Annotated in this window: 12 protein-coding genes; 7 read left to right on the top strand and 5 right to left on the bottom strand. The window is 41.6% G+C overall.

The window, feature by feature from the left end; genetic code table 11:
• The first annotated feature begins 154 nt into the window (after positions 1-154).
• Positions 155-1,258, top strand: coding sequence for a transcription termination factor NusA (gene nusA, locus CYP84_RS05770; RefSeq protein WP_103636953.1), 1,104 nt, complete (start codon positions 155-157; stop codon positions 1,256-1,258).
• On the top strand, positions 1,258-1,737 hold the full coding sequence (locus tag CYP84_RS05765; protein WP_103636952.1) for a GNAT family N-acetyltransferase: 480 nt from the start codon (positions 1,258-1,260) through the stop codon (positions 1,735-1,737). Before nusA ends, CYP84_RS05765 begins: the two co-directional genes overlap by 1 nt.
• Positions 1,738-1,785: 48 nt before the next feature.
• Here the strand turns inward: CYP84_RS05765 and CYP84_RS05760 are convergent, their stop codons facing one another.
• Positions 1,786-2,385 carry an outer membrane beta-barrel protein gene (locus tag CYP84_RS05760; RefSeq protein WP_103636951.1) on the bottom strand — a complete coding sequence of 200 codons (600 nt, stop codon included), beginning with the start codon at positions 2,383-2,385 and terminating at the stop codon, positions 1,786-1,788.
• Between the two features lie 160 nt (positions 2,386-2,545).
• Here CYP84_RS05760 and CYP84_RS05755 point away from each other — a divergent pair, with 160 nt between their 5' ends.
• Positions 2,546-2,758: a transcriptional regulator gene (locus tag CYP84_RS05755; protein ID WP_002941953.1), complete on the top strand. Its 213-nt coding sequence runs from the start codon at positions 2,546-2,548 to the stop codon at positions 2,756-2,758.
• Positions 2,759-2,888: 130 nt separating this feature from the next.
• Here CYP84_RS05755 and rho read toward each other — a convergent pair whose 3' ends face one another.
• The 3 genes from rho to CYP84_RS05740 all read right to left on the bottom strand — a co-directional run bounded on the left by rho (position 2,889) and on the right by CYP84_RS05740 (position 5,877).
• Entirely contained in the window at positions 2,889-4,232 is a 1,344-nt protein-coding gene (rho, locus tag CYP84_RS05750; protein ID WP_021092197.1) for a transcription termination factor Rho, read from the bottom strand.
• A gap of 164 nt (positions 4,233-4,396) precedes the next feature.
• The gene (locus CYP84_RS05745; protein WP_103636950.1) at positions 4,397-5,482 is read right to left on the bottom strand and encodes a pyridoxal-phosphate dependent enzyme; all 1,086 of its coding nucleotides are present in this window, start codon (positions 5,480-5,482) and stop codon (positions 4,397-4,399) included.
• An 11-nt stretch (positions 5,483-5,493) separates the two neighbouring features.
• The gene (locus CYP84_RS05740) at positions 5,494-5,877 is read right to left on the bottom strand and encodes a RidA family protein (RefSeq protein ID WP_103567345.1); all 384 of its coding nucleotides are present in this window, start codon (positions 5,875-5,877) and stop codon (positions 5,494-5,496) included.
• A gap of 147 nt (positions 5,878-6,024) precedes the next feature.
• Between CYP84_RS05740 and CYP84_RS05735 the strand changes: the two genes are divergently transcribed.
• Genes CYP84_RS05735 through ccoS form a run of 3 tightly spaced genes read left to right on the top strand, consistent with a single transcriptional unit; the run spans position 6,025 to position 9,289 of the window.
• Positions 6,025-6,645, top strand: a complete 621-nt coding sequence (locus tag CYP84_RS05735) for a helix-turn-helix transcriptional regulator (protein WP_103636949.1) — start codon at positions 6,025-6,027, stop codon at positions 6,643-6,645.
• Positions 6,642-9,020, top strand: coding sequence for a heavy metal translocating P-type ATPase (locus tag CYP84_RS05730; protein ID WP_103636948.1), 2,379 nt, complete (start codon positions 6,642-6,644; stop codon positions 9,018-9,020). Before CYP84_RS05735 ends, CYP84_RS05730 begins: the two co-directional genes overlap by 4 nt.
• On the top strand, positions 9,020-9,289 hold the full coding sequence (gene ccoS / locus CYP84_RS05725; RefSeq protein WP_103636947.1) for a cbb3-type cytochrome oxidase assembly protein CcoS: 270 nt from the start codon (positions 9,020-9,022) through the stop codon (positions 9,287-9,289). The genes CYP84_RS05730 and ccoS overlap by 1 nt, the downstream gene beginning before the upstream one ends.
• Here ccoS and CYP84_RS05720 read toward each other — a convergent pair.
• Positions 9,224-9,832 (bottom strand): LysE/ArgO family amino acid transporter, encoded by a 609-nt coding sequence (locus CYP84_RS05720; protein ID WP_258033903.1) that lies wholly within the window; start codon positions 9,830-9,832, stop codon positions 9,224-9,226. The two genes, ccoS and CYP84_RS05720, sit on opposite strands and share 66 nt — an antisense overlap.
• A 117-nt stretch (positions 9,833-9,949) precedes the next feature.
• Between CYP84_RS05720 and CYP84_RS05715 the strand changes: the two genes are divergently transcribed.
• Positions 9,950-11,611 (top strand): DNA polymerase III subunit gamma/tau, encoded by a 1,662-nt coding sequence (locus tag CYP84_RS05715; RefSeq protein ID WP_103636945.1) that lies wholly within the window; start codon positions 9,950-9,952, stop codon positions 11,609-11,611.
• Positions 11,612-11,696: the final 85 nt, after the last annotated feature.

Here is an 11,696-nt window from a genome sequence, read left to right as displayed (position 1 = left end):
CTTAAATTTTAATCGGTCAATATACCCAAATCATCATAAAAAAAGGATTAAATAAAAGTTAATAACAAGCTTAAAGTTATTAAAAGTATGGCTTATGTATAATTTCAAAACTTCACGAAAAATCCCCGAAATTTATCGTCACAATGGAGAAAAAATGGAAAGAATATCAGACATTATAGAGTCAATTGCAAATGAGAAAAATTTAGAGATAGAAGATGTAAAAGAGCGTGTCATAAGGGCTTTGATAAACACTGCAAAAAGGGTTTATGGTGAAAATTATGAATATGATGTAAGCATCGATGCGAATAAAAACTTAAAGCTTTATCAAAAAATTTCAATCGTAGCAAACGACGATGAGAGGCTTGCTGAAGACAATGAGCACTTTTTAAGCTTAAAAGATGCTAAAAAGATAGATAGTGGCGTAGAGATCGGCGATGAGCTCACTTACGAGCTAAGCCTTGATAACCTTGGCAGAACCGCAGCTCAAACGCTTCACAAGGAGCTTGAGTATCACATCCAGCGCCTAGTAGAAGAGAAAATTTTACAAAAATATAATGAGATGAGTGGTCACATGGTCTTTGGACCAGTTGTTAGGGTAGATAACGATGAAAACACATTTATCGAGATAGACGAGCTTCGTGCCATCTTACCACGTAAAAACCGCATAAAAGGCGAGAAATTTAAAGTAGGCGACGTGGTAAAAGCGGTCATTAGAAAAGTTTTTACAGATAAAAATTTAGGCATAAAGGTCGAGCTTTCAAGGACTTCGCCTAAATTTCTTGAAGCGCTGCTAACTTCAGAGGTGCCTGAGATAAAAGATGGCGGCATCATCATCCAAGGAAGTGCGAGGATCCCTGGAGAAAGGGCAAAAGTAGCACTCATCTCAACCACTCCAAACATCGATCCAGTCGGCGCAACTGTCGGCACAAAAGGCGTTAGGATAAATGCCGTAAGCAAAGAGCTTCACGGTGAGAGCATCGATGCGATCGAATACACCACCGAACCAGCGATCTTGGTAGCTCGCGCTATGGCACCTGCGATCATCACATCTGTAAAGATCGAAGAAAACAAGGCGATCGTGACACTTGCGAGCGAGCAAAAGAGCAAGGCTATCGGCAAAAACGGCATAAATATCCGCCTTGCAAGCATGCTAACTGGCTATGAGATCGAGCTAAACGAGCTTGGCTCAAAAACTGGTAGCGGCGACAATGACGGCGGAATGGTCAAGGATCTAAAAGCACTCTTTGGTGACAACTAATGAAATTTCAAATAAGAAAAGCGACTAGAAGCGATATAGACGTGATCTGTGAGCTCGTAAGAGAGCTTGCGGCTTACGAAAAAATGAGCGATCAAGTCACTTTTACAAATGAAATTTTCGCAGACTCTATCTTTAACAAAAACCATGCAAAAGCCCTTATCTGCGAGAGTGAGGGCAGGGTGATAGGATATGCTATCTATTTTTACACATTTTCTACATTTTTAGGGCTTGGTGGGATCTATCTTGAGGATATTTATGTCAAAAAAGAATTTAGAAATCAAGGCATCGGCAAAGCATTTTTTAAATTTCTAGCTCAAATTTGCAAGGATGAAAATTTAAAAAGGCTTGAGTGGTGCTGTCTAAACTGGAATGAACCAAGCATCAAATTTTATGAAAGCATGGGCGCTAAAAATCAATCTCTTGAGTGGAGAACCTACCGCTTAGACGGCGAAAATTTAGGAAAACTGATAAATTTATAGTTTCTAATAAAAGCTCAAATTTGCTTTGAAATTTGAGCTTGCTGGTGATTAAAATTTATATGTATATCCCATATAAAGACCCACATTTGTCTCTTTTATTTTTGCATTGTTATATTTTGTTATAGAGCTATATTTTGTTCTATCAGCTTTTAAACCAAACTCAACCGCATTGTTTTCGTTGATAGAGTACTCAGCACCAATTCTTGCACCTAGCATCCAGCCATTTATACTAGCTTTTTCAGAGCCATCATAAATATCAAATACATCCATTTTGAGCTTTGAGTAGCCAGTGTAGCCACCAAGAACTAGTTTAAGATCTTTTGCTACGCTCGGAGTATAGTCAGCTCCAACTATAAATTTATGAGTTTTCCATTTTATTATTGTGCCATCTTCGTTGCCAAGTGACTTTTTAGCTTGAAAGTCATATATGTAAGCTCCATAAACTCTAGCTACGTCAAAGTCATAACCAGCTTTTATGCCAAGACCGGGTTGTGCTTTTTTAGCTTTTGATTTGCCATTGTCGCTTTTTGCTGTTAAATTTGAATTAAAAGAATAATCTCCTTCAACCCCAACAAACGCTCCTTGCGCTAAAGCAGCGGCACTAGCTAGGCTTAAACCTAAAGCAACTTTTAAAACTACATTTTTCATTTTTACTCCTTATTTAAAAAATGTTACGCAGCTATTTTAAATTTTCTTATATTAAATAAAGTTTAAATATTCAATGAAATTAATAAAAAACATAAAATAATTCAATTGTTTTCTTATCAGAATAAAATTTATAAAATCACTCGAAAAAAAGGAGTGTAAAGTGGCTAAGATGACAAAACGTGATATGGCTTATCATTTAGACGTTGATGTCGCAACGCTTTACAACTGGCGAAAACACAAGCCAAACCTTTATCGTATCGTGATGCTTGGATTTAAATTTGATGAGCTTATCGAACAGAGTAAAAAGACTTGCAACGAGCTTTGCGAATATGAAAATTTAATCAATCAAGATATAGAAAAATTTAGCAAATAATCGTTTAAAAATCGTAATCTCTTTTATAATTGCAAGAGCTAGAAAATTCAAAATTTCTAAGATATTTTTGGCTAGATATTTTAAGTGAAAAAATTTGAGCTCAAAGCAAGTGCTTCAAGCTCAGTTAAATTTACTCGTTTAGGATAGAGAGAAGCTCTTTGTTGTCTTTTGTTTTTAGCATTTTTGCGTATAAGAATTTAAGTGCTTCGACGTCGTCCATTGTCGCGATCGCAGAGCGGATAGCCCAAATTTTTTGAAGCTCATCAGGTTTTTGAAGTAGTTCTTCTTTTCTGGTGCCTGATTTTAGTACGTTGATAGCTGGGTAAATTCTGCGGTCTGAGATGTTACGGTCAAGCACGATTTCGCTGTTTCCAGTGCCTTTAAACTCTTCAAATATCACTTCGTCCATGCGTGAGCCAGTGTCGATAAGTGCTGTTGCGATGATGGTTAGAGAGCCGCCGTGCTCGATGTTTCTAGCTGCGCCAAAGAAGCGTTTTGGCTTGTGAAGTGCGTTTGCGTCCACACCGCCTGTTAGCACCTTACCGCTTGGTGGGGTCACTGTGTTATAGGCACGTGCCAGACGGGTTATGCTGTCAAGCAAGATGATGACATCTTTGCCCATCTCAACTAGACGTTTTGCCTTTTCGATGACTAGCTCTGCTACGCGGACGTGGTTAAGCGCTGGCAGGTCAAATGTCGAGCTAAATACCTCACCTTTTACGCAGCGCTGCATATCGGTAACTTCTTCTGGTCTCTCATCTACTAGAAGCACCATGAGCTGCGCTTCTGGATGGTTTTTGGCGATGCCGTGAGCTAGCTCTTTCATAAGCTCAGTTTTACCACTTCTTGGAGGTGCGACGATGAGGCCACGCTGACCCTTGCCAATAGGCGTGAAAAGATCAAGCACACGGCCCGTTAGCTTCATCGGATCATACTCTAAATTTAGCTTTTCGGTTGGGAAAAGTGGGGTTAGGTTGTCAAAGAGTGGCCTCTCTTTTGCATCTGCTAGAGGCATGTAGTTTACCGCTTCGATCTTTAAAAGGGCGTAGTATTTTTCTTGATCTTTTGGCTCTCTTACTTGACCAGTAATGATGTCGCCCACACGAAGTGCAAATTTGCGTATCTGTGAGTTTGAAACATAAGCGTCGTTTGAGCTGTCGCTTAAATTCGCATCAACAGCCCTTAAAAAGCCGTAGCCCTCGTTTGTGATCTCTAAAATTCCAGTAAATAGTATAAAGCCACCTTGTTTTGTCTGGGTTTTTAGTATCTCAAATATCAAATCCTGCCTGCGAAATTCGCGTGGATTTTCGACGCCAACGCCATTTGCGATCTGCACTAGCTCGTCTAAACTAAGCGTTCTTAGCTCTTCGATCTTGTGTCCGTCGACTGGTACGTGGGTTCTTGATGCTTGATGTTTTTTTGTAGTTTTTGTGCTTTGAGCAGCACTTTGCTCGGTTTGGTTATTGTTTTCCATTTTTCCTCTTTAAATGCGGGGATAAGATTGTAGAATTCTGGGCTTCAAAAGTTTTTTGAAAGTTTTGGCATTTTATAAAAATAAAACTTTGTTGTCAAGAAATGCCACAACCAAAGTCGCTAAAGTAGGCAAATTTGCAGGCATAGTGACCTGCAAATTTAAATTTAATGCTCGCTTTTTAGCCCAGCGCCACACATCGAGATGATGCTTTTGCCCTCAAGCTCGTGTGATTTTACGTAGCTTGCGTAGGCGGCGTAGATGGCTGCTGTGGTGTGCTCGACGTAAAAGCCACGGCTTGCTAGGAAATTTCTAGCTGGCTCAATATCATCTTCTTTTATCGTGATCACTTCGCGCTCGCCTGCGTAGTCGCTAGATAAAATTTCAGCGCCACGAGCAGGTTTTGCGATCGCTATGCCCTCAGCTAGTGTAGGCTGCGCCTTTATCGCAACTGGCTCGCTTGTCGCCCCAAGAAACGGCGCGCAATTTTCACTTTGAACGATGAAAATTTTAGGTAGTTTTTTGATCACTCCTGCCTCATATAGCTCGTTTAGTGCGATCTCACAGCCTATTAGCAAGGTGCCGTTGCCAACTGGCAGGAATAAATTTTCAGGGACAAAGCCAAGCTGCTCGTAAATTTCATATATATATGTTTTAGTGCCTTGGTAAAAAAGCGGGTTAAAGACGTGGTTTGCGTAAAATATGCCCTCATCTTTTGCCCTTTTTCTGCAAGCATCTGCCGTTTCGTCGCGTGTGCCGTCAAAGACGACCGCCTTTGCGCCGTAGTACTCAAGCATCTTTATCTTTTTCTCGCTAGTGCCTTTTGGGACGTAAATTTCACACTCTATGCCAGCTCTAGCAGCGTATGCGGCGACTGAGTTTCCAGCGTTTCCGCTGCTATCTTGTAAGATTTTTTTGATGCCATTGGTTTTACAAAACCAAATAAGCATCACAGCACCCCTATCTTTAAAGGAAAGCGTTGGCATCGCATAGTCCATTTTAAGGTAGCGTGAGTCATCAAATTTCACGCTCTTTGTTAGCCCTTCGCCAAGGCTGATATCGTGCCAAAGATCGTTTTTGATAGGGAAAAATTCGCGGTATCTAAAGAGGCTAAACTCGCGCTGATCGATCAAATTTAGATCAAATTTGACTGGTTTAAACTCCAGATCATAAAGCCCGCCACACTCGCACGCAAATATAGGTGTCTCAAAATCTGCACTCTTGCCGCACTTTGAGCAGATAAATTTAGGCATTGTTGCTCCTTTTAAAATTTTCTATCAAGTATCGCTGTGGCTTCGATCTCTAGCAGGCAGCCAAAGTGAAGTTTATTTGTCGGCACTACGACGCGAGCTGGCTTGTGCTCGCCAAAAAATAGCGCATACTCGTCATCTATCTCGTCCCAAAAGTCGATATCTGGCGTATAAATGCGGCACATCAAGATGTCATTTCTTGTTGCATTTGCTAGTTTTAGCACATTATCAAGGTTTTTTAAAGCTTGCCTTGTTTGCGCCTTTAGCCCCTCTGGGATCTGCCTAGTCTCTGGGTCCATGCTAAGCTGACCTGAGATGTAGAGGATGCCGTTATGCTCGGTCGCCAAAGAGTAGTGAGCCTTTTTCTTTTTTGAAATTTCGGTCTCATAAATTTTCATATTTTCTCCTTAAAAATTTAAAGAATTATAGATAAAAAATTATTATTACCACTTAAATTTCACAAATTTTCATAAAAAATTATATTTTTTCTTATCGAAATTTTAAAAATATTTTGGCTAAACTTAAACAAAAACAAAAGGCGCCTTATGCACCATATATTAAAGGCATTTATCCCAACGGCAAATTTGATCCAAAAAAGCTCGCCATTTGCCTGCGAAGTCGTGCTACACGACCTTTCACACCCGCAGCGCTCGGTCGTCTATGTAGCTGGCGACGTCACTGGCAGAAAGGTCGGACAAAGCTTTGACCACCTTGTAAGCGAGGTCTTAAATAGTAAAAATTTCAAAGACGACTACGTGGCAAACTACTTTTTTACCAAGGATGAAAAGCTTGTGAAGTCCTCAACCGCTTTTATCAGAGATGAAGCAGGCGAGATCATAGGGGTGATATGCGTAAATGTCGATGCAAGCGTGGCAAAGAGCCTTTTTGAAATGGCTGGGAATTTCTTAAAGACGAGTGAAAATGAGCCTCATGACGAGCAAAACGACGATGTGATGCAGATAGTTTTAAATTTGATCGACAAGATCATCGCCAAAAACGAGGGCAAAAAGCTCAAAAAAGAGCAGAAGCTAGAACTCGTGGGCTTTATGAACGAAAAGGGCATTTTTAACATCAAGGGCGCTATCGAGGTCGTGGCAGCCAAGCTAAACGTCTCAAAGATCACGATATATGGCTATTTAGACCAGCTTAAAAAGAAGCGTCCGTGAAGTGTAGGTGCTCTCACTGCAAGCAAAGCTTTGATGAAAGCGCGATGATAGAGGCTAAGGGCGGGCTTAAATTTTGTTGTGTCGGCTGCAAAGGCGTCTATGAAATTTTAAATGAAAGCGGCCTTGGCGAGTTTTACGAGAGGCTTGGCAAAAACACGCTAAATCCTGCAAGTAGCGGTGCAAATGTCAAAAATTTAGCGGCAAATTTTAGCGAGCTGGTGACAAAAGAGGGCGAGTTTTCTAAAATTTCGCTTCTCATTGACGGCATCACCTGCTCGGCGTGCATCTGGCTGCTTGAAAAGGCGCTTTTTAGCCTACCTGGAATTTTGGAGGTAAATATCAACTCGCTTAGCCAAAAGGCGGTCATCGTTTTTGACGAGCAAGAGCTCTTGGTGGAGCAGATAGTTGAGAAAATTTACGCCGTTGGCTACACTCCAAAGGCCTATGCGGCGAGCCAAAAAGAGGACGAGCTAGTCAAAAAAAGGCGAAATTTCTACGCAAAAGCGCTTGTTGGTGTCTTTGCCACGATGAATATCATGTGGCTGGCGATCGCGCAGTATGGCGGCTACTTTAGCGGTATCAGAAGCGACGTGAAGGACCTGCTAAGCTTCGCGCAGTTCGTGCTGGCAACGCCTGTGCTTTTTTATACTGGTAGCGAGTTTTTTAAAGGGGCAAAAATCGCCATTAAAAACGCCTCGCCAAATATGGACCTGCTCGTCATCACGGGAGCTAGCATAACCTATATCTACTCGATATTTGCGATGTTTACGAGAAGCGGTGAGAGCTATTTTGACTCGGTTGCGATGATCATAACCTTTGTTTTTATCGGCAAATTTTTAGAAATTTTAGGCAAGAAAAAGGCGCTTGAGACTTCAAATTTCTTAAGCGACATGCTTCTTGCAAAGGTCTGTGTTTTAGAGGATGGCAAGGACATTTTAAAAGAGCCAAAGGATGTAAATTTAGGCGAAAAGATCGTGCTAAGAGCTGGCGAGAGGGCGCTGCTTGATGGAGCGGTGCTTAGCGGTGAGGCGAGCGTGGATAGCTCAAGCTTAACAGGCGAAAGTTTGCCACTTTTGCTAAGCTCTGGCGGCGAGGTAAAAAGCGGCGTTGTCTGTCTAAATGGACAGATCGTCTATGAGGCAAGGCAAATTTTTAAAAACTCATATCTTAATAAGCTTATAAATTTACTCCAAAACGCAGAGCTAAAAAAGCCAAATATCGAGCTAGCAGTCAATAAAATCGCCTCGAAATTCTCTCTTAGCGTGCTTACTCTGGCATTTTTTACATTTTGGTTTTGGTACTTTAAATTTAGCTTTTCAGAAGCGGTAGTGACAGCTGTGAGCGTCATCGTCATCGCTTGCCCTTGCGCGCTTGCCCTTGCCACACCAGTTAGCAGCGTTTGCGCCCTTGGGGTTGCCTTTAAAAACAAGGTGCTTTTTAAGGAGGCTAAATTTTTTGAAAGCCTTGCAAAGTGCGACGTGGCGGTCTTTGACAAGACTGGGACGCTAACAAAAGCTAAATTTGAAGTTGGCGAGTTTTTTGTAAAAGATGGCGTTAGTATCGATAAAATTTACTCGCTTTGCCTCATCTCAAACCACCAAATAAGCGTTGCGGTGGCTGAGTTTTTAAAGCAAAAAGGTGCAAAAAAAGTTGAGCTTGAAAATGCAAATTTAAGCGTGGCAAAAGGGGTTAGCGCTGATATTGCGGGTGAGCGTTTTGTAGCTGGAAGTAGGCGCTTTTTGGCTGAAAATGGGGTGAAATTTGATGAGAGCGAAGAAAATGTGAGCTTTTTTGTGGGCAAGCAGGGCGAGCTGGTGGCTAAATTTTACCTAAAAGATAGTGTAAAGCCCGAAGCAAAGGCATTGATAGATGAGCTAAAAACAGCTGGATTAGAGACCTTTATCCTAAGTGGCGACGTGCAAAATGAGGTAAAAAACGTGGCAGATGAGCTTAGTGTGAGCGAATTTGGAGCAGGGATGCTGCCTGATGAGAAGGCTAAATTTATAAGTGAGCTTAAGCAGCAGGGCAAAAATGTGCTGATGGTAGGAGACGGCATAAACGACGCAGCTGCGCTAAGCCTTGCCCACGTGGCCATTTGCATGGGAAGTGGCGCGGCGGTGAGCTTAGAAAAAAGCGACGTGGTGCTACTTGATGACAGCCTTCAAAGCCTTGCAAAAGCGGTGAAAATTTCAAAATTTACCTATAAAACGATAAAGCAAAATTTACTCTTTTGCCTGCTTTATAACGCCCTTAGCCTGCCATTTGCCGTGTGTGGCTACGTCATGCCGCTATTTGCCGCGCTTTTCATGTCGGCAAGCTCGCTAAGTGTGATACTAAACTCGCTTTTTATAGTTAGAAAATTTAAGGACAAATAGTGGATACAACGACTCTTGCGATGCTTGTTTTTATCTCTGTTTTGATGGGGGCGGCCCTGCTTTTTGGCGTGCTTTGGGGGATAAAAAATAGGCAGTTTGAAGACTACCGCAAATTTTTAGACGGAGCGAATTTAGACGACGAAGATGCGCTAAATGAAGCCTACCAGCTCGAACTTCGCAAAAAAGAGGCGCTAAAAAATAGGCTAGAAGCTAGCAAAAAGGAGCATGAAGGCAAGGGCGAGCATGACGAGGCCGACAAAAAACTCTAAAATTTTCCAAGAGATGGGCCTTGCAAAGATGGGCGCTAAAAACCTAGCCAGATAGCCAAGTGCAAAGAAAAAGCAAAATGAGGCAAGGCTAGCTCCCACGCCAAATATCAAATTTTCATCTTTAAATTTAGTCGAAACCGAGCCTATTAGTATCATCGTGTCAAGATAGACGTGAGGATTTAGCCAAGTAAATGCTAGCGTTAAAAGGATGTTTTTCTTTAAATTTGATCTAGCATTTTCGCTGCTCGTATCCATGCTAAGATCCTTGAAAAAGCACGAGTGAAAGCTCTTTAGCGCGTAAAAAAGTAAAAATAAAAAGCCGCCATATAGGGCGATTTGCTTGATGATGGGGAAGTTTTGCACGAGGCTACCAAGCCCAAAAACTCCTGCAAAGATCAAGACAGCGTCGCTAATAGCGCAAATAAGACAGATGATAAAGATATTTTCTCTTTTGATGCCCTGTTTTAGCACAAATGCGTTTTGTGCGCCGATAGCTAAAATGAGCGATAAAGAGGTGAAAAATCCAGATATAAATGCTTGCAAATTTGTCCTTCTCGCTAAAGTTTGGCTTAAATTTAGCAAAATTTAACTTTATCATAACCATAAATTTATGCCTTTTTTTATAAAATCAGCAAATTAAAATTGCAAAAAGGAAAGCAGTTGCAAGCACTAGCCCTAAAATATCGACCAAAAAATTTTGACGAGCTCATCGGACAAGAAGCCGTAAGCAAGAGCCTAACCCACGCACTTGATGAGAACAGAGTGAGCCATGCCTATTTGTTTTCAGGCCTTAGGGGAAGCGGCAAGACATCGAGCGCTAGGATATTTGCAAAGGCTTTGGTCTGCGAGAAAGGACCAACTTCTAGGCCTTGCGAGGTCTGCGCGCAGTGCGTGATGGCAAACGAGTCGCGCCATATGGACATCATCGAGATGGACGCAGCCAGCCACAGAAAGATCGACGACATAAGGGAGCTTATCGAGCAGACAAAATACGCTCCGACGGCTGCTAGATATAAAATTTTTATCATCGACGAAGTGCATATGCTAACAAAAGAGGCATTTAATGCCCTTCTTAAAACGCTTGAAGAGCCGCCAAGTTATGTTAAATTTATCTTAGCAACCACCGACCCTTTGAAGCTGCCAACAACGGTGCTTTCAAGGACGCAGCATTTTAGATTTAAGCAAATAAGCAGATATGAGATCGTAAAACACCTTGAATTTATCCTTAGTAAAGAGGGCGTGAGCTACGAGAGGGAGGCGCTTGAGATACTTGCAAGAAGTGGCGGTGGCTCGCTAAGAGATACGCTAACGCTGCTTGATCAAGCTATCATTTATAGCGCTGGCAATATCACAAAATCAAGCGTGGCAGCGATGCTCGGACTTCTTGATCCAAGTAGGATCGAGCAGATCATCGAGCACGTCGCAAATGCCGATAAAAACGCAATAAGAGTGCTTGTAACCGAGCTTGAGACCTATGAGCCAGAGATGATCATAGATGAAATTTTGGCAAATTTAAAGCAGAGATTTTTAGACAATGACCCGAAATTTTCACTTCTTATATATGAGAGATTTTTTAGGATTTTGGCGCAGGCAAAGTCGATGCTAAGCGTATCAAGCGACAATGGCTTTGTGCTGATGCTTATGCTTTTTATGATGATAGAGGCGCTAAATTTACAAGATATCGATGAAGCCATAAAGCTTGCTAAGAATGAGCCTAGCGTGGTTATAGAGCCAAAAACTGGCGTGAGTGAGCAAATTTTAGCCCTAAAAGAAGCGCCAAAGTCACCATACGAGCAGTTTGTGGCAAAAATTTATGATAGAAGCTTTGAGCTAGGAGAAATTTTTAAAAATCACATAAGTTTTAGCTTTTTAAATGAAAATGAGCTTGGCTTAGTCGTCAATGCAACTGGCGACGAGCTGGCATTTTTTAAAAAAAGCTGGGGCGTAATGCATGAAATTTTACATACAATTTTTGGTAAAAAGATCAAGATCGTAAATGCCAAAACTCAAATTCCTGCCGCAAAGCCTGAGCCTCAAACTAAGCCACAAGAGCCACAGGATAAATATAGCTACCTTGACGAGGAGATCGCTAAGATAAAGGCTAGACAGCAAGACGAGCAAAAAGATGAGCCAGTAAAAGAGCCTGTTACGGCACGACAGATCGAGGCAAATGCGCTATCTCAGCCACAAAATGACTTTGTAAAAGAGCTGATGTCGCTAAGTCAGAGTAAGAGCCCAGAGGAGCTTAAAAAGCAAAGAGAAGAGGGCGTGATAAAAGAGGCAAATAGGCTCTTTGGACAGCCTGAAGTGCAAAATAGCTAGGGATTTGTCTCTTTTGTAAATTTGACTTTTTGGTCTAAATTTCTAAACAAAAGTGGTCAAATTTAGTTTTTTTAATAAATTTATC

The sequence above is a fragment of the Campylobacter concisus genome (genome assembly GCF_002912425.1).
In the GTDB taxonomy this organism is placed as follows: Bacteria; Campylobacterota; Campylobacteria; order Campylobacterales; family Campylobacteraceae; genus Campylobacter_A; species Campylobacter_A concisus_AH.
Note: the sequence above shows the minus strand (reverse complement) of the source record. Positions and strands in the feature narration are given on the sequence as shown.